The 25,559-nt window shown below is 39.4% G+C and carries 27 protein-coding genes; 18 read left to right on the forward strand and 9 right to left on the reverse strand.

The features are described from left to right. Window positions 1-147 precede the first annotated feature (147 nt). From A6B41_RS06540 to lpxA, 8 genes are all read left to right on the forward strand, one after another. Window positions 148-861: an isoprenyl transferase gene (locus tag A6B41_RS06540; protein ID WP_027074442.1), complete on the forward strand. Its 714-nt coding sequence runs from the start codon at window positions 148-150 to the stop codon at window positions 859-861. A gap of 26 nt (window positions 862-887) precedes the next feature. After that, a complete protein-coding gene (locus tag A6B41_RS06545; protein ID WP_027074441.1) occupies window positions 888-1,757 on the forward strand; it encodes a phosphatidate cytidylyltransferase in 870 nt (289 codons plus the stop codon). A gap of 3 nt (window positions 1,758-1,760) precedes the next feature. Next, window positions 1,761-3,074: an RIP metalloprotease RseP gene (gene rseP, locus A6B41_RS06550; RefSeq protein ID WP_027074440.1), complete on the forward strand. Its 1,314-nt coding sequence runs from the start codon at window positions 1,761-1,763 to the stop codon at window positions 3,072-3,074. Between the two features lie 69 nt (window positions 3,075-3,143). Then, a complete protein-coding gene (bamA, locus tag A6B41_RS06555; RefSeq protein WP_027074439.1) occupies window positions 3,144-5,519 on the forward strand; it encodes an outer membrane protein assembly factor BamA in 2,376 nt (791 codons plus the stop codon). Window positions 5,520-5,595: 76 nt separating this feature from the next. Then, window positions 5,596-6,393 carry an OmpH/Skp family outer membrane protein gene (locus tag A6B41_RS06560; protein WP_027074438.1) on the forward strand — a complete coding sequence of 266 codons (798 nt, stop codon included), beginning with the start codon at window positions 5,596-5,598 and terminating at the stop codon, window positions 6,391-6,393. Beyond that, window positions 6,393-7,418: a UDP-3-O-(3-hydroxymyristoyl)glucosamine N-acyltransferase gene (gene lpxD, locus A6B41_RS06565; protein ID WP_027074437.1), complete on the forward strand. Its 1,026-nt coding sequence runs from the start codon at window positions 6,393-6,395 to the stop codon at window positions 7,416-7,418. The genes A6B41_RS06560 and lpxD overlap by 1 nt, the downstream gene beginning before the upstream one ends. Before the next feature lie 22 nt (window positions 7,419-7,440). Then, complete coding sequence (fabZ, locus tag A6B41_RS06570) at window positions 7,441-7,908, forward strand: 3-hydroxyacyl-ACP dehydratase FabZ (RefSeq protein WP_374936524.1); 468 nt, start codon at window positions 7,441-7,443, stop codon at window positions 7,906-7,908. Between the two features lie 30 nt (window positions 7,909-7,938). Continuing rightward, a complete protein-coding gene (lpxA, locus tag A6B41_RS06575) occupies window positions 7,939-8,733 on the forward strand; it encodes an acyl-ACP--UDP-N-acetylglucosamine O-acyltransferase (protein ID WP_027074435.1) in 795 nt (264 codons plus the stop codon). Window positions 8,734-8,763: 30 nt separating this feature from the next. Here the strand turns inward: lpxA and mnmC are convergent, their stop codons facing one another. The 3 genes from mnmC to trpCF form a co-directional block, all read right to left on the reverse strand. After that, window positions 8,764-10,767 (reverse strand): bifunctional tRNA (5-methylaminomethyl-2-thiouridine)(34)-methyltransferase MnmC2/FAD-dependent 5-carboxymethylaminomethyl-2-thiouridine(34) oxidoreductase MnmC1, encoded by a 2,004-nt coding sequence (gene mnmC / locus A6B41_RS06580; RefSeq protein WP_027074434.1) that lies wholly within the window; start codon window positions 10,765-10,767, stop codon window positions 8,764-8,766. A 67-nt stretch (window positions 10,768-10,834) separates the two neighbouring features. After that, a complete protein-coding gene (locus A6B41_RS11260; RefSeq protein ID WP_257792915.1) occupies window positions 10,835-10,969 on the reverse strand; it encodes a hypothetical protein in 135 nt (44 codons plus the stop codon). A 21-nt stretch (window positions 10,970-10,990) separates the two neighbouring features. Next, window positions 10,991-12,412: a bifunctional indole-3-glycerol-phosphate synthase TrpC/phosphoribosylanthranilate isomerase TrpF gene (gene trpCF / locus A6B41_RS06585; RefSeq protein ID WP_027074433.1), complete on the reverse strand. Its 1,422-nt coding sequence runs from the start codon at window positions 12,410-12,412 to the stop codon at window positions 10,991-10,993. A 100-nt stretch (window positions 12,413-12,512) separates the two neighbouring features. Here trpCF and A6B41_RS06590 point away from each other — a divergent pair, with 100 nt between their 5' ends. The 4 genes from A6B41_RS06590 (at window position 12,513) to A6B41_RS06605 (ending at window position 14,305) form a co-directional block, all read left to right on the forward strand. Further along, a complete protein-coding gene (locus A6B41_RS06590; protein ID WP_027074432.1) occupies window positions 12,513-12,824 on the forward strand; it encodes a YqcC family protein in 312 nt (103 codons plus the stop codon). A gap of 104 nt (window positions 12,825-12,928) precedes the next feature. Further along, window positions 12,929-13,657 carry a tRNA pseudouridine(65) synthase TruC gene (gene truC, locus A6B41_RS06595; protein ID WP_027074431.1) on the forward strand — a complete coding sequence of 243 codons (729 nt, stop codon included), beginning with the start codon at window positions 12,929-12,931 and terminating at the stop codon, window positions 13,655-13,657. Window positions 13,658-13,674: 17 nt separating this feature from the next. Continuing rightward, window positions 13,675-13,836 (forward strand): YoaH family protein, encoded by a 162-nt coding sequence (locus A6B41_RS06600; protein ID WP_080686597.1) that lies wholly within the window; start codon window positions 13,675-13,677, stop codon window positions 13,834-13,836. Further along, window positions 13,829-14,305 carry a hypothetical protein gene (locus tag A6B41_RS06605; RefSeq protein ID WP_027074430.1) on the forward strand — a complete coding sequence of 159 codons (477 nt, stop codon included), beginning with the start codon at window positions 13,829-13,831 and terminating at the stop codon, window positions 14,303-14,305. Before A6B41_RS06600 ends, A6B41_RS06605 begins: the two co-directional genes overlap by 8 nt. 34 nt (window positions 14,306-14,339) lie before the next feature. On the opposite strand, the gene A6B41_RS06610 is transcribed toward A6B41_RS06605, so the two are convergent. Next, window positions 14,340-15,191, reverse strand: coding sequence for a CYTH domain-containing protein (locus A6B41_RS06610; protein ID WP_027074429.1), 852 nt, complete (start codon window positions 15,189-15,191; stop codon window positions 14,340-14,342). Window positions 15,192-15,251: 60 nt separating this feature from the next. Here A6B41_RS06610 and A6B41_RS06615 point away from each other — a divergent pair, with 60 nt between their 5' ends. The 3 genes from A6B41_RS06615 to serS all read left to right on the forward strand — a co-directional run bounded on the left by A6B41_RS06615 (window position 15,252) and on the right by serS (window position 18,657). Then, window positions 15,252-16,661: a YcjX family GTP-binding protein gene (locus A6B41_RS06615; RefSeq protein WP_027074428.1), complete on the forward strand. Its 1,410-nt coding sequence runs from the start codon at window positions 15,252-15,254 to the stop codon at window positions 16,659-16,661. A gap of 143 nt (window positions 16,662-16,804) precedes the next feature. Next, window positions 16,805-17,284, forward strand: a complete 480-nt coding sequence (smpB, locus tag A6B41_RS06620) for an SsrA-binding protein SmpB (protein WP_027074427.1) — start codon at window positions 16,805-16,807, stop codon at window positions 17,282-17,284. A 65-nt stretch (window positions 17,285-17,349) separates the two neighbouring features. Continuing rightward, window positions 17,350-18,657 carry a serine--tRNA ligase gene (gene serS / locus A6B41_RS06625; RefSeq protein WP_027074426.1) on the forward strand — a complete coding sequence of 436 codons (1,308 nt, stop codon included), beginning with the start codon at window positions 17,350-17,352 and terminating at the stop codon, window positions 18,655-18,657. A 64-nt stretch (window positions 18,658-18,721) separates the two neighbouring features. Here serS and A6B41_RS06630 read toward each other — a convergent pair whose 3' ends face one another. Further along, the gene (locus tag A6B41_RS06630) at window positions 18,722-19,000 is read right to left on the reverse strand and encodes a BrnA antitoxin family protein (RefSeq protein WP_027074425.1); all 279 of its coding nucleotides are present in this window, start codon (window positions 18,998-19,000) and stop codon (window positions 18,722-18,724) included. A gap of 503 nt (window positions 19,001-19,503) precedes the next feature. Between A6B41_RS06630 and leuS the strand changes: the two genes are divergently transcribed. The 3 genes from leuS to holA are packed head-to-tail and all read left to right on the forward strand — an operon-like array spanning window position 19,504 to window position 23,703. Then, complete coding sequence (gene leuS, locus A6B41_RS06635; RefSeq protein ID WP_027074424.1) at window positions 19,504-22,089, forward strand: leucine--tRNA ligase; 2,586 nt, start codon at window positions 19,504-19,506, stop codon at window positions 22,087-22,089. Between the two features lie 50 nt (window positions 22,090-22,139). Next, complete coding sequence (locus A6B41_RS06640; protein WP_027074423.1) at window positions 22,140-22,634, forward strand: LPS-assembly lipoprotein LptE; 495 nt, start codon at window positions 22,140-22,142, stop codon at window positions 22,632-22,634. A 43-nt stretch (window positions 22,635-22,677) separates the two neighbouring features. Next, entirely contained in the window at window positions 22,678-23,703 is a 1,026-nt protein-coding gene (gene holA, locus A6B41_RS06645; protein ID WP_027074422.1) for a DNA polymerase III subunit delta, read from the forward strand. Between the two features lies 1 nt (window position 23,704). Here the strand turns inward: holA and yacG are convergent, their stop codons facing one another. The 4 genes from yacG to A6B41_RS06665 form a co-directional block, all read right to left on the reverse strand. Continuing rightward, window positions 23,705-23,890, reverse strand: a complete 186-nt coding sequence (yacG, locus tag A6B41_RS06650; RefSeq protein WP_027074421.1) for a DNA gyrase inhibitor YacG — start codon at window positions 23,888-23,890, stop codon at window positions 23,705-23,707. Beyond that, window positions 23,872-24,510, reverse strand: coding sequence for a dephospho-CoA kinase (gene coaE, locus A6B41_RS06655; protein ID WP_027074420.1), 639 nt, complete (start codon window positions 24,508-24,510; stop codon window positions 23,872-23,874). Before coaE ends, yacG begins: the two co-directional genes overlap by 19 nt. A 9-nt stretch (window positions 24,511-24,519) precedes the next feature. Then, on the reverse strand, window positions 24,520-24,828 hold the full coding sequence (locus A6B41_RS06660) for a helix-turn-helix domain-containing protein (protein ID WP_032847428.1): 309 nt from the start codon (window positions 24,826-24,828) through the stop codon (window positions 24,520-24,522). A gap of 93 nt (window positions 24,829-24,921) precedes the next feature. Beyond that, window positions 24,922-25,557 (reverse strand): prepilin peptidase, encoded by a 636-nt coding sequence (locus A6B41_RS06665; RefSeq protein WP_027074418.1) that lies wholly within the window; start codon window positions 25,555-25,557, stop codon window positions 24,922-24,924. Between the last annotated feature and the right edge of the window lie 2 nt (window positions 25,558-25,559).

Here is a 25,559-nt window from a genome sequence, read left to right on the forward strand (position 1 = left end):
AAATAAGCCTTAAAACGATTTGTTGTTTAACGTCTTAAGGCCTATCGAGAGATAAAACCTTTTCAAATATTGCTTGCCAATTCCACTATGACTCATCCTGTGGTATAGTTATGCCTATTTTATTTATCTATTTAGCGAGTAAATTCTGTGAACTTTGATCCTCAAAATATGCCCCGACACGTCGCAATTATTATGGATGGCAATGGTCGCTGGGCTAAGCAGAAAGGGAAATTACGCATTTTTGGTCATCAAAACGGTGTGAAAGCGGTTCGTTCTGCGGTAAGTTTTGCAGCTAAACATCAAATTAAAGTGCTTACACTTTATGCTTTCAGTAGTGAAAACTGGAGCAGACCGGAAACTGAAGTCTCAGCCTTAATGTCGCTTTTTATGCGAGCTTTGGATTCTGAGGTAAAAAAATTACATAAAAACAATATTCGCTTAAATATTATTGGCGATAAATCTGCCTTTAGTGAAAACTTACAAAAACGTATTGCGGAATCAGAAAAATTAACCGAAAACAATACGGGATTAATTTTAAATATTGCTGCAAACTATGGCGGTTATAGGGATATTGTTCAAGCGGCTCAAAAAGTTGCTGCTCAAGTGAAGAAAAATCAATTAACTATTGAACAAATTACCCCGGAATTATTTCAACAGCAATTATCTACAGGAAATCAGCCTGAAGTGGATTTATTAATTCGTACCAGTGGCGAGCAGCGAATCAGCAATTTTTTATTATGGCAGATTGCTTATGCTGAGCTATTTTTTACACCTGTATTATGGCCCGATTTTGATGATGAAACCTTTAGTCAAGCGATTTTGTCTTACCAACAACGTGAACGCCGTTTTGGTAGCTGTTAGTTCAAATAAAAGGAAATAAAATTAAGATGTTAAAAGAACGTGTACTTTCAGCAATTTTAATGATTTTTGCCGTTTTGGCTGCTATTTTTTGGCTTTCGCCTCTTCCACTTACATTAGTATTAGCTGCTATTATTGTTGCTGCAATGTGGGAATGGGCACAATTTGCAGGCATTAAACGCCCCGTTCCTCGAGCAATAGTCGCTATGGTAAGCATCTGTCTGTTACTCTTTCTTATTTTCGCTAATACAGACTACATTCGTGCAGCCCGTTTCTTAACTGATGAAACTACCCCATTACTCTTTTTGGGCTGTATTTGGTGGTTTATCGCCTTGCTTCTTGTAGTTAGCTATCCGAAATCTGCCAATATTTGGGCAAAATCAGTCGTTGCCAAATTCCTATTTGGTTTCGCAACATTGATCCCTTTTTTAATTGGTGTTTTAGCATTACGCTTTTACAACTATTCGTTTAATCCATACCAAGGTACTTATTTATTCCTCTATGTTTGCTTATTAGTGTGGGGAGCGGATTCCGGCGCCTATTTCTTCGGTCGTGCATTTGGTAAACGTAAATTAGCACCGAAAGTTTCTCCGGGTAAGTCTTGGGAAGGCGTTATAGGAGGATTATTTACATCCGGCATTATTGCCTTTGTTTTCTTACAACTTACCCCAAATAACGTTTTTGGTCGTGAATTATCAACCGGGCCATTTATTTTAGTTTCAGTAGCAACAGTCGCAATTTCCGTATTGGGCGATCTTGCTGAAAGTATGTTTAAACGTCAAGCAGGCATTAAAGACAGCAGTAACTTAATACCAGGACATGGCGGCATCTTAGATCGTATTGATAGTTTAACTGCAGCTATTCCTTTTTTTGCAACTCTTTTCTTTTTTGTACTTTAAGCTATGACTTCAACGATTGCATTTTTTATTCTAATCTGTGTTCTGGTTTTTGTTCATGAATATGGACACTTCTGGGCTGCACGCCGATGTGGTGTGAAAGTTATTCGTTTTTCAATTGGTTTTGGCAAGGTTTTATTTAAAAAACGAGATAAACATGGTACTGAATTTGCTTTTTCCTTGATTCCTCTAGGTGGCTATGTACAGATGTGGAATGGGGAAGAAGATATCGTCGCCCCAGCAGAACAATCTTTAGCAAATAAATCGGTTTTGCAGCGTACATTTATTATTTTTGCGGGACCTGCTGCTAATTTTATTTTTGCAATACTTGCCTATTGGGCGGTATTCGTTTCCGGTATTCCAACCATTAAACCTGTGATTGGGGAAATTTTACCAAATAGTATCGCAGCAGAAGCAAAACTGATTCCCGAATTAGAAATTACTAAAATCGGCAATCAAAATATTCAAGATTGGGAAAGTGCCGGATTAGCATTAGTAGGGAATGTAGGTAATAAAAATGTCGTTTTGGAAGGAAGTTTAATTGACAGCAATGAAACACGCTCTTTCCAGCTAGACCTCTCCAATTGGAATGTAGATGGTGCAAAAGAAAATCCACTAACAACTCTTGGTATTCGACCGAAAAGTGCTAAAGTTAGTGCCGAGATTAAACAAGTTGTTGAAGCATCCCCGGCCAGCAAAGCAGGGTTGCAAAGTGGCGATCATATTCTTCTTGTGAACCAACAACCTTTTAATTGGCAAACATTAGTTGAACTGGTACAAACAGGAAATTTACTTGAACTTCAAGTTGAACAAAAAGGAGAAATCAAAACTCTAATGCTTCAGCCTGAAAAACGAGATGAACGGTATATTATCGGTATTGTGCCAACATACGAAGCGCTTGCAGATAAATATCGTACCGAATTAAAATATGATATTCTTAGTGCATTTTATAAAAGTATTGAAAAAGTATGGTCTTTAATCCAAACCATACTTCAGTTTATCGGCAATTTAATTACCGGTGATTTATCGATTAAAAATTTAGGTGGTCCGATTTCAATGGCAAAAGGAGCAGGTGCGACAGCCGAAATCGGTTGGATTTACTACTTAAGTTTTATGGCTTTAATCAGTGTTAATCTAGGGGTAATGAACTTATTCCCTATATTACCTTTAGATGGTGGACAACTGGTTTTATTGGCAATTGAAGCTGTTCGAGGCAAAGCATTATCTGAAAAAGTACAATTCAGATTTCAACAAATCGGTATTGCACTTGTAATCAGTTTAATGTTATTTGCCTTTGTAAATGATCTGATTCATTTTTAATAAGCAATCTGCGATGCAGATTGTAAACAATTTCGCAAACAACCTTGCAAACTCCATAGGATAATTTCAATGAAAAAATTATTACTTTCTTCGCTTTTAATTGCAAACGGTGTAGTTGCTGCACCTTTTGTTGTAAAAGATATTCGTGTTGAAGGTGTACAGCCGACAACCGGTGCAGCTATCATATCTTCCATTCCGGTAAGAGTCGGTCAAACTGCAACAGATACCGATGTATCTAATGTCGTTCGTCATTTATTCAACCAACAACGTTTTGCCGATGTACGTGCAAGCCGCGAAGGTAATACACTTGTTATTAAAGTGGCAGAAAAACCGATTATTGGCAAACTGGACATTGAAGGTAATAAAGCAGTTCCTAAAGATGCTTTAGAACAAAACTTAAAAGCAAATCTTATCAATCAAGGTGAAATTTTTGATGCAGCTAAATTAGAGGCTTTCAAACAAAGTTTACTTGACTATTACCGTTCTGCCGGACGTTATGAAGCAAAAATAGACACCGTTGTCACCAACAATAATGAGGGTGGCGTTAATGTAAAATTAGTGATTGATGAAGGTGAGGTTGCGAAAGCGAAGACAATCAAGTTTGAAGGTAATCAAGCTTTCTCTGAAAATGAGCTATTAGATCATTTATCTATCCAACCGGATGTGTCATGGTGGAATATTTTTGAAAGTAGCAAATTTGAACAAACTGCTCACCAAAAAGATTTAGAAACATTAAGAGATTTCTATTTAAATCGTGGTTATGCAAAATTTGCTCTCCAAGATACTGATGTACAATTCAATGATAATAAAACCGAAGTCTATTTAACCTATAAATTAAATGAAGGCTCACCATATCATGTCAGCGAAATGCGTATCGTTGGTAATACTGCCAATATGGATTCCGAAATGAATAAATTGCTCAAAGATTTTAAACCGGGGCAATTATTCCGTAAGTCCGACTTAACTCATATTGAAGAAGAAATTAAGCAAATTTTAGGTGACGCCGGCTATGGCTCTGCAAAAGTGGATATTTATCCGCAGTTTAATGATGCCGAAAACAGCGTTAAAATTAGCTTCGTGGTTGATGCCGGCCGTCGCATCTATGTACGTAAAATTCGCTTTGAAGGTAACGATGTAACCGCAGACTCTACTCTACGCCGTGAAATGCGTCAGCAAGAAGGTGCGTGGCTTTCTACCAATAAAGTCTCTTTAGGTAAAGCTCGTCTAGAGAGAACCGGCTTCTATGAAAGCGTTGAAATGTCAATGCCAAATGTAGAAAATACAACAGACCAAGTAGATGTTGTTTATAAAATCAAAGAACGTAACACAGGTAGCATTAACTTTGGTATTGGTTACGGCACCGAAAGTGGTATCAGCTACCAAGCAGGAATCAAACAAGAAAATTTCTTAGGTATGGGGTCTACTATTAGCTTAAACGGTACTCGAAATGACTACGGTACAAGTGTCAACCTAGGCTATACCGAGCCTTACTTCACAAAAGATGGTGTAAGTTTAGGCGGTAACATCTTCTATGAAGATTACGATAATTCTAAAAATGAAAATGTTGCTTCATATAAACGTCAAACCTATGGTATTAATGGTACACTTGGTTTCCCTGTGAATGAAAACAACTCCTATTATTTAGGTTTAGGTTATACACATGACAAAATTAAAAATGCGTCACGTGAATACACTCGAGAAAAATATGTAAAATCAATGAATTTCGAGATTGATCCTAATACTAACTATTACAAAAAAATCAAAGCAGATGATTTTGATTTTTCATTAGGCTGGAACTATAACAACTTAAATAGAGGTTATTTCCCAACAGAAGGCTCAACTGCAAGTATTAATGGTAAAATTACGATTCCGGGTTCTGACAATAAGTATTACCGAGTCAGTGCTGATTTCAGAAATTACTTCCCGTTAAACCGCGAGCATAAATGGGTAATTTCAAGTAAGGCCGGTATTGCCTACACTAACGGGTTCGGCGGTAAAGAAGTGCCATTCTATCAGCTTTACTCAGCAGGCGGTATCGGCACATTAAGAGGATTTGCTTACGGTGCGATTGGACCTCAAGCTATTTATTATAAAGATGGTTCATTCAGTAATAGAAATGGCGATGTCATCGGTGGTAATGCTTTAGCGACAGCAAGCTTAGAATTAATCACTCCAACTCCATTTGTGAGTGAAAAATATCAACATCACGTCAGAACATCTCTATTTGTTGATGCAGCAAGTGCTTGGAATACCAAATGGAAAAAAGATGAATATCCAATGCTTCCTAACTACGGTGATTTCAAACGTGTTAGAGCCTCTGCAGGTATAGCATTCCAATGGATGTCTCCAATTGGTCCGCTTTCTTTCTCTTACGCGAAACCAATTCGTAAATATGAAGGTGATGAAATTGAGCAATTCCAATTTAACATTGGTAGCTCATTCTAAATTAATCATAGCGGTTAAATTGTAAAATTTTGCCAAAATTTAACCGCTTCTATTAAAGGTAAATTAAGGAAAAAACATGAAGAAACTATTTAAAATTGCAACGTTAACTGCCGCTTTAAGCACTGCAACAGGTATGGCAACTGCAGCTGATACAATCGGCTTTGTTGACCCTGCATATGTATTACAAAACCACCCGGTATTATTAGATGCCTCTGCAAAATTTGATAAATTCATGAAAGAAAGCCAAGTAAAATTTGCTGAAGAAGATAAAAAATTAGCAGAAGAAAATAAAACCTTAACCGCAGAACGAGACAAAATCAATGCGGATGCACAAAAGCTACAAAATGAACAAAAAACAGTAGAAGCCTCTATCAAGAAAAAAGTAGCGGCATTGGAAAAAGAAGCCCCACGTTTACGCTCAAAAGAGATTCAAGCTCGTCAAACTGCTATCCAAAAAGAAGCAGATGCGTTCCAAAATAAAGTCTCTGCTATCCAAAAACGTGAAGCCGATTTCGCTAAAAAAGCGGAAGCATTCCAAAAGCGTGCTGATGAATTCCAAAAGAAAATTGAGCAAGCTAACAAAGAAAATGGTGGCGTAAATCCACAAGATGCGCAAAAACAAGCAGTAGATGAAGTTAATGCAACTATCAAAGAAATTGCAAAATCTAAAGGTTACACTTTAGTGCTTCAACCACAAGTAGCGTTATACGCTGAAGATGAAAGCAAAGACATCACCGAAGCGGTGCTTGACGCGATCGTTAAAAAACACCCTGAAATTAAAATCGAGAAACCGGCACCTGAAGCACAACCTGCAACAGAAAAACCGGCTGAAGCAAAGGCGGAAGAATCTAAACCAGAAGAAGTGAAAAAATAATGGCAAATTTCCGTTTAATTGATTTGGCGGAGCATATCGGCGGTACTCTTAAGGGTAACGCCGATTTGGCTATTCAAAGTATTGCTGCTTTAGATAAAGCTGGCAGCTCGCAAATTACCTTTATTTCAAATGTAAAATATCGGGAAAATTTGACCGCTTGTAATGCAGCAGCCATTATTGTAAGCCCGGCTGATGTTGAATTTTGCCGTGAAGATCAAAATCTGATTATTGTAGATAATCCTTATGTAGCTTATGCTAAACTAGCACAATATATGGATTCTACTCCTAAAGCTGCAAACGGAATTCATCCGAATGCTGTTATTTCTCCGGAGGCAAAATTAGGTAATAATGTCTCTATCGCTGCTAATGCTGTCATTGAAAGTGGGGTGGAATTAGGCGATGATGTTATCATTGGTGCAGGCTGCTTTGTTGGTAAAAACAGTAAAATTGGAGCAAGAACCCAACTTTGGGCAAATGTTTCTATCTACCACAACGTACAAATCGGTTCAGACTGTTTAATTCAATCTTCTGCAGTTATCGGTAGCGATGGTTTTGGTTACGCTAACGATAAAGGACAATGGATTAAAATACCACAAACAGGTGGTGTGATTATCGGTAATCGGGTGGAAATCGGCTCTTGTACCTGTATTGACCGCGGGGCATTAGATCCAACTGTAATCGAAGATAATGTAATTATTGATAATCTTTGCCAAATTGCACACAATGTTCACATCGGCTTTGGTACAGCTGTTGCCGGTGGTGTAATTATGGCAGGAAGTTTAAAAGTTGGTCGTTTCTGCCAAATTGGTGGTGCAAGTGTTATCAACGGACATATGGAGATCTGTGATGGAGCCATTATTACCGGCATGGGAATGGTGATGCGTCCAATTACAGAAAAAGGAATTTACTCATCAGGTATTCCATTACAAACCAATAAAGAATGGCGAAAAACAGCTGCTTTAGTAATGAATATTGATGAAATGAACAAACGCTTAAAATCGTTAGAAAAACGTTTTAACGATTAGTTTTTACTTAGAGGTCTTTAAAGTGACAGAAATTACAACCGAAAATCGTGAAGCAAGAATTATTGAAGTAACTGAAATTATGGATATGTTACCTCACCGTTATCCATTCCTATTAGTAGATCGTGTAACAGACTACGAACCGGGGAAATGGCTAAAAGCAATCAAAAACGTGAGTTTTAATGAGCCTTGCTTTACGGGTCACTTCCCACATGCACCGATTTTCCCGGGTGTATTAATTCTTGAGGCAATGGCACAAGCGACAGGAGTATTAGCCGTTGCAACTTACGGAAAATTAAGTGAAGATGAGCTTTATTATTTTGCTGCTATTGATAATGCCCGCTTTAAACGTCCGGTTGTACCGGGAGACAGACTAGAACTTGAAGTTGAGTTTTTAAAAGAAGTACGTGGCATTACTAAATTTACCGGTAAAGCATTTGTTGATGGCAAATTAGTTTGCGAAGCAGACTTAATGTGTGCTCGTCGTAAATAATTTATTTCAGCCTAAGGGAGCAAGCAAGCTATGCGTCTAATTGATTCAACTGCTAAAATCAGCCCATTTGCTATTGTTGAAGATGGTGCCCAAATTGGTGCTCAAGTTGAGATCGGTCCATTTTCTGTGATTGGCAAAGATGTCAAAATTGGAGCAAAAACGAAAATTCACTCACATGTAGTGATCAACGGTGTAACTGAAATTGGTGAAGATAACCATATTTTCCAATTCGCCAGCATTGGTGAAATTAATCAAGATTTAAAATACCAAGGTGAGCCGACCAAAGTGGTGATCGGAAATCGTAATCGTATCCGCGAGAGCGTAACCATCCACCGTGGTACCGTTCAAGGTGGTGGAGTGACTAAAATCGGGGATGATAACTTATTTATGATCAATACCCACATTGCTCACGACTGCTCTATCGGTAATCGTTGTATTATTGCCAATAACGGTACCCTTGCCGGTCATGTAACGCTAGATGATTTCGTCATTGTCGGTGGAATGTCTGCTATCCACCAATTCGTAGTGGTAGGTTCACACGTTATGCTTGGCGGTGGCTCAATGGTTAGTCAAGATGTACCACCCTATGTAATGGCACAGGGCAACCATGCCCGCCCATTTGGTATTAACCTTGAAGGCTTAAAACGCAGAGGGTTTGATAAACCAACGCTCCATGCTATTCGTAAAGCCTACAAACTGATTTATTCTAGCGGTAAAACATTAGAAGAGTGCTTGACAGAAATCGAGCAACTTGCTGCTACCGAGCCGGCAGTTGCGATTTTCTTGCAATTTTTCAAACGCTCAACACGTGGTATTATCCGCTAAAACGAAACCCCGATTATCTCGGGGTTCTTTTTAATCAACGTTTGATCCTTTCAGTAATTTTCTTAGCCAAGTACGATTCGGGCTTAAATTATGCCAAATCTCTTCACTTATTGGCACAGGCTCGTTAGCAATTAGACTTGCCAGCAATTCGCCTAATAATGGTGCTGTTGTTAACCCACGAGAAGCCAACCCATTGACCATATATAAATTTGCAAAAATTTCCGCATTTTCGACTGCTTGTTTTCGTCTTAATTGATTATACAAATTAGCATATTGTAATTTTTGCTGCTCAAAATGATGTACAACACCGACCATCGGCACACGGTCCCTCAATGATGCCCGGATACCAACTTTAGCTGAATGTTGAGATAAATCAATGCCTTGTGTCCATTCACAAGCGGTCAAATTTTGCTGAAGTTTTGCAATATTTTCCTGATGCTCCACCATACTAAAATGAGTTTCTGAATTATCACGCAAGTGGCTTGCTCCAATGCAATGGCTCCCTGCTTTCGACATAGGCGTTAGATAACCGTCATAGCAAATAACACATTTTAATTTTTGCAACCGGCTATTGGTTGGAATATGGCTTACCTGCCCTCGTACCGGATAGAGCGGAATACCGTTTGCTTGATTAAATTCATTTAAGGTATGCCCATTTGCCAAGACCAGCGTTTGATGGCAGAAATTTTCGCTATGGGTAGTCCAATGCCATTTACCTTCATCAAAGGTTAAATTTTCCACCTTGTGGTTTAATACAATCTTCAAGCCTCTTCTTGCTAATAAAGCAAAACCGGCACGCACAAATTGCACCGGCGATAACCAGCCGCCTTGAGGAATAAATGCCCCACCGTTTGGTACCGTTAAACCTAATTTTTCGCTCAGTTCTTCTGCAGTACACAATTTTAACAGTGTGTCATCTGCTGTCTGCTCAGCCATTTTTTCTAATTTTTTCGCGGTTTTCTCATTATAGGCATACAGCACCACACCAGTAAGATCATGCTCAAACTCAATCAAATTTTCTAATTGAGCTAATCGTTGCAAAGCATAATCAAAACTGTGGATATAAAAACGCACATTGCGTTCATCATCATCGCTTAACTGTGGATAAATCGCCCCTTGTAAATTTCCCGAAGCATTCATTGCCAAAGCTTCATCTTGACAATAAAGCGTTACCTTTTTGCCTTTTTCCAATAAAGACAATGCCACAAAAAAGCTCGCCACCCCACCACCAACAATGGCAATATCATTTTGCTCGCACTCATTTTTTCCATAAAAATAAGGATATTTGGGCGGAACGCTTACACTTTCCAGCGGTTTTTCGCCCCAAAGCATTTCCCGTTTTTTACCAAATCCTTTTCGCTTATAAACATGAAATCCAGCTGCTTGCAAGCCTTTCCGCACCGCACTTGCGGCAGTAAAAGTGGCAAAGCTGCCGCCGTTACAACTTAAACGAAACATCTGCTGATACAAATTTTCGCTCCACATTTCAGGGTTTTTATCCGGTGAGAAGCCGTCTAAAAACCAAGCATCAATACTATTGTTATAAAGATCACCTAATTGCGGTAAATTATCCGCCATATCGCCAAACCAAATATCCAGATAGATATGTTCAAAATGATAACGCTGACACCCAACTTGACGAGGCTGCCAGCAAGCGGTCAAAATTTGTGAATTTTTTGCAAATTGTGGGTAATTTTGATGAAGATGTTGCAATTGCACCGCTTTTAAAGGGTATTTTTCAAAAGAAATAAAATAAAGGCGTTGCAGGATACTGTGCGGAAACTCAGTTCTAAATTGTTGGAATTTCTCTGCCACCGCCAAAAAATTCAAGCCGGTGCCAAAACCGGTTTCAGCAATAACAAAGGCTTCTCTTGGATGGGTTTGCCACTTTTCCCAAAGTTGATTTCCTTGTTGGAATACATATTGACTCTCTGCCAATCCATCTTGGGTAGAAAAATAAATATCATCAAACTGCTCGGAAATCGGTGTATCAGTCCCATTAAAAGCAAGTGAAGCAAAAGTTAATTTAGTCATCATATCCCCCAAAACAAAACACGGAAAACCTGAAGATTTTCCGTGCTTTAAATCAATAACATAAATATTAGAAAATATTATAGGCAATGAATACGATCATACCGAGAGCGCCTACAACTGTCATCATTGAATAACCAAAAGTTCCCATACTTAATCCTCGTTTATTGTTAGTAAATGGTTTATGCCAACACAATTCTAGCATAAAGTAATTCAATTTGAAAAACTAGGCTCGAATAATTTTCTCAAAACAAGCGGTCAATTTTGTCAAATCTTTTACACCTTTGGCACTTTCTACACCGGAATTTAAATCCAGTCCTAAGCAGCCTTGTGCTAGTGCTGTTTCAATATTCTCTAGCTTAATTCCACCCGCTAATAACGCTTTTTGCTTGAGTTGTTGAGGGATAAGCGACCAATCAAAAGTTTTGCCTGTACCGCCTTGTTGCGAGCCATTTTTACTGTCTAACACATAACGGCTTACTTTAGCATTATCATTAAAAGCAAAAGTTTCAGCCTCAATATCTATCGATAGTGCTTTCCAGATTTGAATACCTTCGCCTAATTTTTCAGAAAGCGAAGCAATGTAAGACTCATCTTCCGAACCGTGTAATTGAACTGCAAATAAACCTAACTGTTTTGCAATTTTTTCAACAAATTCGACCGCTTGATCTTGGAAAACGCCCACATAACGCAGCGGTGCATTCACCACTAATTCCTGTGCTTGACGTAACGAAAGCTGGCGTGGTGAGCCTTCGGCAAAAATTAAACCACCATATAACGCCCCTTGTGCATAAGCAGCCTGAATATCTTGCACACGAGTTAAACCGCACACTTTATTTTCCCCGAAAATCACTGCACGCACCGCATTCTCTAAATCCGTATTGCTCATTAAGCTACTGCCGATCAAAAAGGCGTGGGCGTAAGGTTTGATTTTCTTCACTTGATAGTGATCGCTAATACCCGATTCGGAAATCAAACAAACATCGGACGGAATTTGGCTTTGATATTTTTCCACCAAACGAATAATGCGGTTCATATCAATGGTGAGCGTGTGCAAATCACGGTTATTCACGCCAATCACTTTCGCCCCCAATGCCAACGCCCGCTCAAATTCCGACTCGGTACTGGTTTCAGTCAATACGCCCATATCGAGAGAATGTGCCAGGTCTGCCAGTTCACGGTAAGTTTCATCATCTACCACCGAAAGCATTAATAAAATCGCATCCGCATTATAAAAACGAGCAAGATAGACTTGATAGGATGAAATCATAAAATCTTTACACAAAATCGGCTGCGTAGTCTGGCGTTTGACTTGGTCGATATAGCGGAAATCCCCTTGGAAATATTGCTCATCAGTCAGCACTGAAATTGCAGCGGCATATTTTGAATAAATCTGTGCGATGGGATCTAAATTGAAATCCGAACGGATTAAACCTTTCGATGGTGAGGCTTTTTTGCATTCTAAAATATAGGCCGGTACTTGGTGAGTTCCTTTCGCTAATGCGGCATAAAAATCTCGATCGCTTTGTGTAATTTTTTGTTGAAATTCAGTTAACGGAAAATCTCGCTGTTTTTGTGCGACCCAAATGGCTTTATCTTGTACGATTTTTTGTAGAATAGTCGGTTGGCTATCTTTTATGTTTTGCATATAAATTCCTAGAGAGAAATAAGATTGAGTGGTAGAATCCGCTCTTTTAAATAGCCATAGTTTTAACCCAAAAAACAAAATTTAACAAGACGAAACTAAGATGAAATCCCAAGTTAAACAATATTTATCTGATTTAGAGATTGCCATGCGTTTGCATAATCTATGGGAAAGTGCACCGCCAAGTTTAGAAGCGATGGCAAATCCGCAACCTTTCTGTGTAGAAACCTTAAGCCCTACCCAATGGCTACAATGGATTTTTATTCCAAGAATGCAAGCACTTTTAGATGCTAATGCCGAATTACCGCGTAATTTTGCGATAACGCCTTATTTGGAAGAAGCGTTGAAAAATGAAGCATATTTGCAAGCGATTTGTGGGCCTATATTAAAATTAGAAATATTGCTGAAAGATTAATTTATCCCTCACTTCGCCAATTTATTCTGCCAAATCTCCCCTTCCCCTCTTTGCTAAAGAGGGGAAGGGGAGATTTGATAAATTACGCTTATACTTAACATATTATGACATTAGAGATTTTATACCACGACAATGAACTGATCGCCATCAACAAGCCTGCAGGTATGTTAGTCCACCGCTCTTGGTTAGATAAACACGAAACGGTATTTGCGATGCAAACCTTGCGAGATCAAATCGGACAACATGTTTTCCCCGTTCATCGCTTAGATCGTCCCACCTCAGGCGTTCTGCTTTTTGCCTTAAACAGCGAAACTGCACGTTTAATGAGTGAGCAATTTGAGCAGCATAAAGTACAGAAAAGCTATTTAGCTATCGTACGGGGGTATTTGCAAGGCGAGGCTCGCATTGATTATCCGCTAAAGGTGATTTTAGATAAAATCGCAGATAAATTTTCGCAAGAAAAAGAAGCCCAAGAAGCAATTACCGATTACAAAGGCTTAGCCACCGTTGAAATGCCTTATCCGGCAGGAAAACATCAAACCGCTCGTTATAGCTTGGTGGCACTTTTCCCACAAACAGGGCGAAAACATCAGCTTCGTCGCCATCTGAAACATTTGTTCCACCCGATTATAGGGGATTCAAAATATGGAGACTTGCACCAAAATCGGGCCTTATCAGAAAAAGCGAATGTCAATCGCTTGATGTTGCATGCATACAGCTTGCACTTTCAGCATCCAAAAACTTTGCAAAAAATTGAGATAATTGCACCGCTTGATGAGCAATGGCAGCGACTCTTTACATTTTTTGACTGGAACTTTACGCAATACTATTAGACAAAAACGAGGATTGTATGGATAATTCACTTCTATCACTCACGCACGAACAGCAACAAGCTGCTGTGGAAGAAATTCAAAAACTGATGGCAGAAGGTGTAAGTGCCGGAGAGGCAATTCAGCTTATCGCCAATAAATTACGCCAACAGTATCAAACCCCGGAGACAAAAAATGAATAAATTATGGATAGCACTTACATTAGCGATTGCAGCTAATTACAGTACAGCCGCGGCAGAAAAAAAAGTAACCGAGCCTAAACCGTTTGAGGGTAAACCGAGTGTTGTATTACAAGTTTTCGATGTCAGCGGTCAAATTGCCAGACCAATTACCGGCAACACACTTTCTATCAGCAAAAAACAGAGTAGACTTTGTTGGAGTAGCGTCAATCTGCCTGTGCAAAATAAAACTATGGTAGTTGAAGCTTTCTATGCACCTAATACCTTAACTTTAGTTTCACCGGGCTCAAAAATTGACTCATCTCCAGATAAAAAGAATCACACTATTGTGACTGAAATCAATAATATGGGGAACCAAAACATAAACCGCTGCTGGGGTTTTGATAAAACTGACCCAATTGGTAAATATAAAATGGAAGTTCAAATTAATGACTACATTTTTAAAGGTCTAGAATTTGAAATTGTAAAATAAGACAAAGCCACAGACATCAATCTGTGGCTTTATGCTAAATTATAGTCTTTAAATCCGCTAAACCGGAAATCAGGTAGTTTTTACTTTTCACCCATTCTCTAGCATGCTTCCAAGAGATTAAATTTTGATGAGTACATTGATTAAAACGTTCAAGAATATCTGCTTTTTCATCCGCTATACGGATAAAATCAGCCAATAATTGTTCTAATTTCTTGCTATTTTCACCTTGTAAGGCTTTTGCCATTTCTTGCTCAAATTTAACCGCTTGTCCACTCAAATAGCCACGCTGGGCTTTGCTTAAATTACTTAGCCACATACCATCTGCTTTCGGTATTGCTTCCACCAAAGCAAAAAGATCCGCCAGTTCACCTTGTTTGATTTCAAACTCCAGTTCACAAATAGGCTCTTGTGCGGATTGATTTTGGATTAATCCTTGATCAAGAGCAACTTCAATTTGAGATGCGCCCACTTGGAATAACCAAGTTTGACGAGTGAAATCGGTACTAAAAATCGCTTGTAAGTTTTGAGCAATTTCATCTGCATTCTCAAACGGTAAATCAAACTTTTCAACCAATGCCAGAAAATCGGGCTGATTATTCGGCAAAGACAAATTATATTCCGGGCGAATGTGCAAGCCCCCCACAATATTTCCTTTAGTTTTTAGCGTTATCTCAAATTCACGATTTTGCGTTCGCACACGCAAGCCCATTTTCTGTGAGGCAAAAAACAGCTTCGGTGTATCATAGTAAGTATTGCCGAGTAAATCGGTTCTATGAGAAAGACACGGAAAGTCAGTTACCGTTTTCAGCCAATTTTCAATTAGCGGTACATTTTGCTGATCCAGCATGATTTTTAGCTCAATTTCAGCTTGATTTTGGTTTTTCATTTCACACCACATCACAACGTTGTATAATCAAGCGGTTATTTTATCAATAAATTTTGCAAAATGTTTTCTAAAATTCAACATAAACTCAATAACTTTGTCCAACGCGGGCTAGATAACCATTTACGCCTTGCGGTAACAGGTTTAAGCCGCAGTGGGAAAACCGCTTTTATTACCAGCTTTGTCGATCAACTTTTACATATCGGCAAAGACGGCACCCCGCATTTAAATCTGTTTGCTCCCGCTAGACAAGGACAGATTCTGTCTGTCAAACGAGTCGAACAGGGCGATTTAACCATTCCTCGCTTTGAGTACGATAAAAATCGTCAATGTTTAGAAAACCAACCTCCACGCTGGCCCGATTCCACCACAGGTATTAGCGAAATTCGCCTTGCCATTCGCTACCAACGCCAACATTCTCTACTTCGTCACATTAAAGAAACCGGTACGCTTTATTTAGATATTTTTGACTACCCCGGAGAATGGTTACTTGATTTACCACTGCTTTCGCTCTCATTTAAAGAGTGGTCGCAAACCCAACAAAGCGTGCATAAAGAGGAACGTGCAGAACTTGCTCAACCGTGGCTACAAGCGGTCAAAAATCTCGATCTTTTTGCAAAAGCCGATGAAAATCAGCTTGCTGAACTGAGCCAAGCCTACACCAGCTATTTGCTTGAATGCAAAGCCCGTGGAATGCAATATATTCAACCGGGGCGTTTTGTGCTGCCAACCGAACATGCCAAAGGAGCACCGGTATTCCAATTTTTTCCGCTGCTGAATTTAAACGAATCGGAATGGGAAAAATTAGAACAAAGCGATCGAAACAGCACATTCCACACCTTGAAAAAACGCTATCAACATTATCAGCAAAAAATTGTGAAACCTTTTTATGAGGACTATTTTTCACAATTTGACCGACAAGTGATTCTTGCCGATTGCTTAACCCCGTTAAACTATGGCTATCATGAATTTATGGAAATGAAACTAGGCTTACAGCAGCTTTTCAAACATTTTCATTACGGCAACCGCTCTCTGTTCCACCGTCTATTTTCATCCAATATAGATAAACTGCTCTTTATTGCAACCAAAGCAGACCACATTACGAGCGACCAACTACCGAATTTGGAAAGCCTGATGCGACAATTAGTGCAAGAAGGCGGTCGACACGCTGAATTTGATGGCATTGAAACCGGCTATTTAGCGATTTCCGCCATTCAAGCAACAGATGCAGTGAACGTGACTCAAAATGGTAAAACAATTAAAGCGATCCGAGGTATTCGTTCCAGCGATAAAAAACAAGTGACTCTCTACCCCGGCTCAGTACCAAGCCGCTTACCGGATAAAAACTACTGGCAATTTAACCGTTTTGAATTCGACCAATTTGAACCTAAACCGTTGGAATTTAATCAATCTATTCCCCATTTACGCATAGATTCGGTCTTACAATTTTTATTGGCAGATCGATTTGAATAGCAATTTTAGATGACAAGCGGTGAAGTTTTGCTAAAAATTTGCAAATCTTTCGCTAAAATCAACCGCTTGCAGTGGTTTTGTGGTTCACTGTTCAAGCGGTTTGAGGTAGAATCTAAAGAATTTTTCTGACAATTTTAAAGATTATGGCAAAAAAACCAAAAGTAGCATCCAATACGATTGCACTAAATAAGCGTGCCAGACACGAATATTTTATTGAAGATGAAATTGAAGCAGGACTTGAACTACAAGGCTGGGAAGTTAAAGCGATACGTGCAGGTAAAGTGAATATCGGCGATAGCTATGTCATTTTCCGCAACGGAGAAGCTTTTTTATTCGGGGCGATGATTACACCATTGAATATGGCATCTACCCATATTGTTTCAGATCCAACCCGGACCCGCAAACTGTTGCTCAATAAACGCGAATTAGACTCCCTATTCGGTAAAGTAAACCGTGAAGGCTATACCATAGTAGCAACATCGATGTATTGGAAAAATGCCTGGGTGAAAGTTAAAATCGGCTTAGCTAAAGGTAAAAAATTGCACGATAAACGCGAGGATATAAAAGACCGCGAATGGCAAGTCGCTAAACAACGTATTATGAAAAATGCAAATCGTGGGTAAATACCCTTCTTCCCTTTGTGGAAGAGTGTAAATAAAACCCAATTTTCTAAATTAAGGAACATAAAATGATCGACCAAAATCTGCTCCGTACAAACCTAGAAGAAGTTGCCCAAACTCTCAAAATTAAACGTAACTTTATTTTAGATGTAGAACGCGTAAAAAACCTTGAAGACCAACGTAAAATCTTGCAAGTGAAAACCGAAACATTGCAGGCAGAGCGTAATGCTCGTTCGAAAAATATCGGTGCGGCAAAAGCACGTGGTGAAGATATTTCAGCCCTATTAGCCGAAGTAGATTCAATGGGTAATGAGTTAGATAGTACCAAAGCTGAATTAGACAAAGTACAAAATGAAATCCGCGATTTGCTTTTATCTGTACCAAACTTACCGGCAGAGGAAGTGCCAATCGGCAAAGATGATAGCGAAAACTTAGAGGTTGCCCGCTGGGGTGAGCCTCGTCAATTTGATTTTGAAGTGAAAGATCATGTTGCTCTTGGCGAAAACTTAAACGGCTTAGATTTTGCTGCCGGCGTAAAATTAACCGCTAGCCGTTTTGTGGTGATGAAAGGTAAATTAGCTCGCTTACACCGTGCATTATCCCAATTTATGTTAGATCTACACACCGAGCAACACGGTTATGTAGAAACTAACGTGCCGTTTTTAGTCAATCACGACACCCTTTACGGCACAGGTCAATTACCAAAATTTGGTGAAGACTTATTCCATACACAACCATTAACCGGACAAGATCCAAACGAAGTGCAACGCCCATTTGGTTTAATTCCAACCGCTGAAGTACCGGTAACGAACTTAGTGCGTGATGAAATTATTGATGAAGACACATTGCCACTACGCTACACCGCCCACACGCCGTGCTTCCGAGCAGAAGCCGGTTCTTACGGACGTGATACACGTGGTTTAATCCGTATGCACCAATTTGAAAAAGTGGAACTAGTGCAAATTGTAGCTCCTGAAAAATCAATGGAAGCATTGGAAGAATTAACCGGCCACGCTGAAAAAGTGTTACAACTTTTAGGCTTACCATACCGCAAAATGCTACTCTGCTCTGGTGATATGAGCTTTGGTTCAACTAAAACCTACGATTTAGAAGTTTGGTTACCGGCGCAAAACACTTACCGTGAAATTTCTTCTTGCTCAAATATGTGGGATTTCCAAGCCCGCCGAATGTCCGCCCGCAGCAAAGCTAAAGGCGATAAGAAAACCCGCTTAGTGCATACTTTAAACGGTTCAGGTTTAGCGGTAGGACGTACACTTGTGGCAGTTTTAGAAAACTACCAAAATGCTGATGGTTCAATTACTGTGCCAGAGGTGTTAAGACCATATATGGGTGGTTTGGAAGTGATTGCGGCTTAATTAAATAATTGCAAATAAATTACCATAAAAAAGCGAATCCTAATGGATTCGCTTTTTCTATAAATTAATGCTGAGCAATATAATCTTCCAACACCTTATTCATTCTACTTTGCCAGCCCTTACCTGTTGCTTTAAAAGCATCAATAACATTTGATGAATAACGAATCGTCACACTCACCTTTTTATTTTGGCTTAACGGTCTGCCTCTTTTTTTGATTTGTGATTGTATTACCAATGCTTGCAAATCGGCCAGCATTTCTTGAAAGGTCAGAGAATTATCAATATCAACCTGTGTCCATTGTGGATTTTCATTATCTATAATCTGGTTTTCTGTTTTTCTCATAAATTGCGCTCTCTATTGAATTTGCTTTTCTAAAACTAATGACTCTAACAACAATCATTTCTCAAACAAAACACTAATGCGTACAATCAAGTTCCAATTAACCCTAAAGCTTGGTATCTGATCTCACTATATTCATTGCGTAAATCTTGTTTAATAAATGCCGTATCAAATTCAAAATCCTTCACCATTGAAAAAGGCAGCTCTCTTTCTAAAGCATTTTTATACTTTTTTGCTCATCATATTCCAATTTCATTTGTGATGAACCTCGTCACTTATAGCATCATCATTCAACCAAATCAATATTTTTTGTTGTTACAAAAATACTTCAAACTATGATAACTAAAGTTCCATTCTTTCTCATTTATCATTCATTGATTTTTCGAAGCAGATCGCAAAAATATGCAAAAAACCTTGTAAATTCGACCGCTTACCATTCAAAAAAACACGTTTTTGCGGTATCATCACAGCAATTTTTTAACTAATTCAAAGCAAGGTTAGATTTTATGCAACAACAATACAACCCAAGTGAAATTGAATCGAAAGTTCAGCACTATTGGGCAGAAAACAAAGTTTTTAAAGCAGTCAAAGACGTAAACAAAGAGAAATATTATTGCCTTTCTATGTTGCCGTATCCGTCAGGTAAATTACATATGGGACACGTGCGTAACTATACGATTGGTGATGTAGTGTCTCGCTATCAGCGTATGATCGGCAAAAACGTTTTACAACCAATGGGTTGGGATGCGTTCGGCTTACCGGCAGAAGGGGCTGCGGTGAAAAACAATACCGCACCGGCAAAATGGACGTATGAAAATATCGAATATATGAAAGGTCAGCTCAAAATGTTGGGCTTTTCGTACGATTGGGATCGTGAAGTCACTACCTGCCGCCCCGGATACTACAAATGGGAGCAGTGGTTCTTCACCGAACTTTATAAAAAAGGTTTAGTGTATAAAAAAACCTCAACGGTAAACTGGTGTCCGAACGATGAAACCGTGCTTGCAAACGAGCAGGTTCACGAAGGCTGTTGCTGGCGTTGTGATACGCCTGTGGAACAGCGTGAAATTCCGCAATGGTTTATCAAAATCACCGACTACGCTGAAGAATTATTAAATTGTTTAGATAACCTACCGCAATGGCCGGATCAAGTTAAAACTATGCAACGCAACTGGATCGGGCGTTCTGAGGGGGTAGAAATCACCTTTAAAATCGCAGGTTCAAATGCAACTCTACCTGTTTACACCACTCGTCCAGACACCTTCTTTGGCGTGAGCTATGTAGCTGTAGCAGCGGCTCACCCATTAGCAGAACTGGCAGCGGAGAACAATCCTGAATTAGCCGAATTTATTCGTGATGCGAAAAATACCAAAGTGGCAGAAGCTGAACTTGCCACCATGGAGAAAAAAGGCATGGCGACCGGCTTGTTCGCTATCCATCCATTAACCGGTAAAGAAGTCCCGGTTTGGGTGGCTAACTTTGTGTTAATGCACTACGGAACAGGTGCGGTAATGGCGGTGCCGGCTCACGATGAACGTGACTTTGAGTTCGCTCAAAAATACAATTTGCAAATTAATCAAGTAATTCGACCGCTTGATGGCTCAGAATGGGACTTTAGCAAAGCTGCCTTTACCGAACATGGTAAATTAGTCAATTCTGCTGAATTTGACGGTTTAGAATTTGATGCGGCATTCAATGCAATTGCCGATAAATTAGAAGCAATGGGTGTGGGCAAACGCCAAGTCAACTTCCGTTTGCGTGATTGGGGCGTTTCTCGCCAACGTTATTGGGGCGCACCAATCCCAATGATGACGACCGAAGAGGGTGAAGTCGTCACTGTTCCACTACAAGATTTACCGGTAATTCTGCCGGAAGATGTGGTGATGAACGGCGTACAAAGCCCGATTAAAGCTGATCCACAATGGGCGAAAACCACTTATAACGGCAAACCTGCGTTAAAAGAAACCGATACTTTCGACACCTTTATGGAATCTTCTTGGTATTATGCACGCTACACTTGCCCGCAATATCATGAAGGAATGTTAGATTCAGATGAAGCGAACTATTGGTTGCCGGTCGATCAATATATCGGCGGTATTGAGCATGCGACTATGCACTTGCTCTACTTCCGTTTCTTCCACAAATTATTGCGTGATGCAGGTATTTTAAATTCTGACGAACCGGCAACCAAGCTGCTTTGCCAAGGTATGGTGCTTGCCGATGCGTTCTACTACACTAGCCCAACGAACGAGCGTATTTGGGTAAGCCCAACGCAAGTAACTTTAGAGCGTGATGAGAAAGGACGCATTATTAAAGCAACTGATCCGGAAGGCCGTGAATTAGTTCATAGCGGCATGACGAAGATGTCAAAATCGAAAAATAACGGTATTGACCCACAAGAAATGGTGGAAAAATACGGTGCTGATACAGTTCGCTTATTTATGATGTTCGCTTCTCCTGCAGAAATGACGCTTGAATGGCAAGAGTCTGGTGTGGAAGGTGCAAAACGTTTCCTAGGGCGTGTTTGGAATTTAGTGTATGAATACACTCAAAATCCGGCAACTGCTGCATTGGATGTAAATGCGTTAAGCAAAACACAAAAAGAGCTACGCCGTGATGTGCATAAAACCATTGCTAAAGTGTCTGATGATATTGGTCGCCGCCAAACATTCAACACAGCTATTGCTGCAGTGATGGAATTAATGAACAAGCTAACTAAAGCACCTCTTGAATCAGATCAAGATAAAGCGGTAATGTCAGAAGCTTTAAGTGCGGTTGTGCGTATGCTCTATCCAATTACACCACATATCTGTTTTGAACTATGGCAAGCACTTGGTAACGAAAAAACCATTGACTTCGCTCCTTGGGTTCAAGCGGATGAAGCTGCAATGATTGAAGATGAAAAACTCGTTGTAGTGCAAGTAAACGGCAAAGTACGCGGTAAGATTACCGTTTCTGCTACTGCAACCGAAGATGAAGTCAAAGCAATCGCAAAAGCCGATGCGAATGTGGCAAAATTCTTAGACGGTCAAGAAATCGTGAAAGAAATCTACATTCCATTTAAAATGTTAAGCTTTGCGGTTAAAGCATAATAAATCTCCTCTCCCTTTATGGGAGAGAAGATTGATAAAAGGGAAACCCTATGTTTAAAAAACTTATTCTTGTATCCGCTTTAGCACTAAGTGCCTGCGGATGGCATTTCAAAAATAATGAAGTGTTACCTGAATCGCTCAGAACACTGACATTTGAAAGTGCCGACCAGCATAGCGAAATGTCTCGTATTTTACGCACGCAGCTCCAGCTCAGTGATGTAAAATTAGTGCCAAGTAATGCCAACATTACAAAGCTCCGTCTTGTTTCAACATCAACAGACAGCAAAGTGGTCTCTGTGTTTAAACAAGCTCGTGAAGCGGAAAAAATCTTGACTCTAAATGTCGAAGCCATTGCGGATATTCCAAATAAAGGGCAATACCCACTAGAAGTTTCTGTGCATCGTACATTCTTTGATGACTCTCGAGCAGCGCTGGCAAAATCAGCAGAAAAAGAGATGATTATGAAAGACATGTATGAACAAGCCTCTCGCCAATTGATCATCAAAATGGCGAGCTTAAAAAAAGCACTTTCACAAGCGAGATAATTTTATCCCCTCTTCAAGAAAGAGGGGTTCTTTAGAGCCTGTCATGCAAAAGATTTTCCCGGAAACTATTCAATTCACACTAGAGAAAGGATTACAGCCCTTTTATTTACTTACAGGCAGTGATCTCCTTTTAGTCAATGAATCAAAAGATCTCATCGTACACGCCGCTCGCGCTCAAGGGTTTGATGAAAAACAAGAAGTTAGCATTAATAATGAAACTAACTGGGAAACTCTTTTTGAATCAGCACAATCTATCGGGCTATTTTTTACACGTCAAATCATCGTATTTAATTTCCCGGAATCTCCTACTTCCACACAATTTAAACAACTTGCGGAGTTCTGTGCTTTAAGCCATAGTGATCTAATTTTGATCATTCATTTACCTAAATTTTCCAAAACAATGGAAAAGCAGGCTTGGTTTAGCCAAATTGAGCCACAGCTAATCCAGATAAACTGCCAAACACCGGAAATCGGAAAATTACCTCAATGGCTCTCTAACCGCTCAAAAGCAATGAATTTAAGCCTCGAAAATGAAGCTAATCAACTTCTTTGCTACAGCTATGAGGGGAATTTACTAGCCTTAAAGCAAGCATTGCAACTGCTTCAATTACGCTTTCCAGATGGGAAAATCAGCCTAAACCGCGCGCAAGAAATTGTTGAACACTCAGCACAATTTACCCCGTTTCAATGGATAGATGCTTTATTTGAAGGAAAAATCGGGAGAGCTCAACGCATCTTGCAACATCTCCAAAATGAAGATGTGCAAGCAGTGGTTTTATTAAGAATTGTGCAAAAAGAGCTAATGATTTTACTTGAAATCACACGCTCTCCAACACCAATAAGCTCAAGCAATCAGCCGTTATTTAGTGGTAATTTACGCCAAGAATTTGACCGCTTGAAAATTTGGCAAAACCGCCGCCCTTTCTACACTCAAGTTGTCCAACGCTTAAGCTATAAAAAACTTTACGCCCTTATCCAACAATTAGCTGAACTTGAGCGTAAAGTAAAACAAGAATTTAGTGATGAAATTTGGCAAGAATTAGCCCGTTTTTCTGCTAACTTTGCTTAGCCTAGTAACGTTCCAATTCCTCACTAAATACCTCATTTTCAACACTGGCAATAGAGTGTTTTTCCGCTGCCCAATCACCCAAATCAATGAGTTGGCAACGCTCACTACAAAACGGGCGGTATTTACTTTCTTTATTCCATACTACTTCTTTTTCACAAGTTGGGCAATTTACGATAGTTTCTGACATTGAGGTTCCTTATTTTTAGCGAATTCTAAATATTGCTGATGTAATGCATTAACTTTTTGCTGAATTTTTGCTAAACCTTGTTCGAGTGATTCATTATTTTCAATAATATCATCGGCATAGCTTAATCGTTCTTCTCGACTAACTTGGGCTGCAATAATTTTTTGAATGGTCTCTACCTTATTTTGATCGCGCTTGGCTGCTCGCTCTAACTGAATTTTAGGAAGTACATCGACAACTAAAATACGGTCGCAAAATTCAGTAAGTTTGTTTTCAATTAAAAGTGGCACAACCCAAATCACATAACAAGCGGTCGATTCTGCCAATTTTTTTACCATTTCTTCTCGAATAGCTGGATGAAGCAAATTATTCAGCCAATCTTTTTCCACTTCATTGTTAAATACAATTTGGCGAAGTGCATTGCGGTCTAGCTCTTTTTCAGCAGTTAAAATGGACTCTCCAAAACGCTCAGCGATTTTTTCTAATAGTGGCGAGCCTTTTTCTACCACTTGGCGGGCGACAATATCCGCATCAATAATTTCCACACCTAGCTCGGCAAAGAGATTAGAAACTGTAGTTTTACCACTGCCGATTCCACCTGTTAGCCCTACAACATAAGTCATCGCTTGTCCTTAAATTCTGAAAATTCGGCTGTTACCTGTCGGCATTTGCACCGCAAGGCTTAACTTGCCACCCATTGCTTCCACATAACGCTTTAAGGTAGAAAGTTTAATATCATTACCTCGCTGTTCCATCTGAACAACTGCAGGCTGAGAAACGCCCAATGCTTTAGCCAGCTCTTTTTGGGAAATGTCCAGATCTTCACGCAGCATAGAAAGTCCGGCTTCTAAAATTAGTTCTTCAGTCATTTGATGAATTTTGTCTTGCCTTTCTTTTGGTAATTCGGCAATAAATCCATCTAAAGTTGTTAGTTTACTCATTTTCACTCTCCAACTTATTCACATAAGTTTTAAATTCTTACTCAGCTAAGAGAAGCATTAACCCCTCAATTTTATAAGTCATAAATTATATTTTCAAGTTAAATATACAATCGCTGTTGCAATACTTATAAAAGGAATAAAAGGCAGTTTTTCGAGTTTTCTCTTATGCCATCGCCAATAAAGCCCATAAGTAAAAATCCCAAGCAGGCTTGCAATTAGCATCAGTAATAGCATTTTTTCCGACTCAAACAGGGGAGATAACGCACATAACAGTAGCATATCACCTGAGCCGAAGGTTTCTTTTTTAAACATAATTTGCGAAAAAATGGTGATAAAGATGCAAAATAAGAGGGTAAAAAGCAGGGTTTCATTATGAAAGTTAGTTAGCGTTTCTACTAAAACCAGTAGGAAGATCAAAATAATCGCGCGCAGATCGGCAAGGTAATAGCAGATATCCAGTAGCGATAAAAAACAAAGCAAAATAAAAATGCCAACCACCATCGGGCTTTCGGAAAACAAAGTTATCAACGGGAAAAGCACAAAAAAGAGATTCGCCCATTGGCTTTGTTTGGGCCGAAGCTTTGATTTTGCTAAAAAGTGCTGTTCTGAAAAATCAAGATTAACTAACGAAGCGGTATCTTGATAAATCTGTTGATTGGTTCGCTTTGTAAATTTGGGAATTTCCGCTTTCAGATAAAATGCGGCAAAAATTGAGAAAATCACCCACATTT

The organism is Mannheimia granulomatis (assembly GCF_013377255.1).
GTDB classification, from domain to species: domain Bacteria; phylum Pseudomonadota; class Gammaproteobacteria; order Enterobacterales; family Pasteurellaceae; genus Mannheimia; species Mannheimia granulomatis.

What these genes read in the sequence shown, in the direction of transcription:
- A6B41_RS06615 (WP_027074428.1), top strand. Translation starts at nt 15,252, where the DNA reads ATGTTTTCTAAAATTCAACATAAACTCAATAACTTTGTCCAACGCGGG.
- trpCF (WP_027074433.1), bottom strand. Translation starts at nt 12,412, where the DNA reads ATGCAAAACATAAAAGATAGCCAACCGACTATTCTACAAAAAATCGTA.
- lpxD (WP_027074437.1), top strand. Translation starts at nt 6,393, where the DNA reads ATGGCAAATTTCCGTTTAATTGATTTGGCGGAGCATATCGGCGGTACT.
- A6B41_RS06590 (WP_027074432.1), top strand. Translation starts at nt 12,513, where the DNA reads ATGAAATCCCAAGTTAAACAATATTTATCTGATTTAGAGATTGCCATG.
- A6B41_RS06640 (WP_027074423.1), top strand. Translation starts at nt 22,140, where the DNA reads ATGTTTAAAAAACTTATTCTTGTATCCGCTTTAGCACTAAGTGCCTGC.
- holA (WP_027074422.1), top strand. Translation starts at nt 22,678, where the DNA reads ATGCAAAAGATTTTCCCGGAAACTATTCAATTCACACTAGAGAAAGGA.
- leuS (WP_027074424.1), top strand. Translation starts at nt 19,504, where the DNA reads ATGCAACAACAATACAACCCAAGTGAAATTGAATCGAAAGTTCAGCAC.
- A6B41_RS06600 (WP_080686597.1), top strand. Translation starts at nt 13,675, where the DNA reads ATGGATAATTCACTTCTATCACTCACGCACGAACAGCAACAAGCTGCT.
- yacG (WP_027074421.1), bottom strand. Translation starts at nt 23,890, where the DNA reads ATGTCAGAAACTATCGTAAATTGCCCAACTTGTGAAAAAGAAGTAGTA.
- smpB (WP_027074427.1), top strand. Translation starts at nt 16,805, where the DNA reads ATGGCAAAAAAACCAAAAGTAGCATCCAATACGATTGCACTAAATAAG.
- A6B41_RS06610 (WP_027074429.1), bottom strand. Translation starts at nt 15,191, where the DNA reads ATGAAAAACCAAAATCAAGCTGAAATTGAGCTAAAAATCATGCTGGAT.
- A6B41_RS06630 (WP_027074425.1), bottom strand. Translation starts at nt 19,000, where the DNA reads ATGAGAAAAACAGAAAACCAGATTATAGATAATGAAAATCCACAATGG.
- A6B41_RS06545 (WP_027074441.1), top strand. Translation starts at nt 888, where the DNA reads ATGTTAAAAGAACGTGTACTTTCAGCAATTTTAATGATTTTTGCCGTT.
- A6B41_RS06560 (WP_027074438.1), top strand. Translation starts at nt 5,596, where the DNA reads ATGAAGAAACTATTTAAAATTGCAACGTTAACTGCCGCTTTAAGCACT.
- A6B41_RS06660 (WP_032847428.1), bottom strand. Translation starts at nt 24,828, where the DNA reads ATGAGTAAACTAACAACTTTAGATGGATTTATTGCCGAATTACCAAAA.
- A6B41_RS06605 (WP_027074430.1), top strand. Translation starts at nt 13,829, where the DNA reads ATGAATAAATTATGGATAGCACTTACATTAGCGATTGCAGCTAATTAC.
- rseP (WP_027074440.1), top strand. Translation starts at nt 1,761, where the DNA reads ATGACTTCAACGATTGCATTTTTTATTCTAATCTGTGTTCTGGTTTTT.
- mnmC (WP_027074434.1), bottom strand. Translation starts at nt 10,767, where the DNA reads ATGACTAAATTAACTTTTGCTTCACTTGCTTTTAATGGGACTGATACA.
- A6B41_RS06665 (WP_027074418.1), bottom strand. Translation starts at nt 25,557, where the DNA reads ATGTGGGTGATTTTCTCAATTTTTGCCGCATTTTATCTGAAAGCGGAA.
- serS (WP_027074426.1), top strand. Translation starts at nt 17,350, where the DNA reads ATGATCGACCAAAATCTGCTCCGTACAAACCTAGAAGAAGTTGCCCAA.
- truC (WP_027074431.1), top strand. Translation starts at nt 12,929, where the DNA reads ATGACATTAGAGATTTTATACCACGACAATGAACTGATCGCCATCAAC.
- A6B41_RS11260 (WP_257792915.1), bottom strand. Translation starts at nt 10,969, where the DNA reads ATGCTAGAATTGTGTTGGCATAAACCATTTACTAACAATAAACGAGGA.
- lpxA (WP_027074435.1), top strand. Translation starts at nt 7,939, where the DNA reads ATGCGTCTAATTGATTCAACTGCTAAAATCAGCCCATTTGCTATTGTT.
- coaE (WP_027074420.1), bottom strand. Translation starts at nt 24,510, where the DNA reads ATGACTTATGTTGTAGGGCTAACAGGTGGAATCGGCAGTGGTAAAACT.
- bamA (WP_027074439.1), top strand. Translation starts at nt 3,144, where the DNA reads ATGAAAAAATTATTACTTTCTTCGCTTTTAATTGCAAACGGTGTAGTT.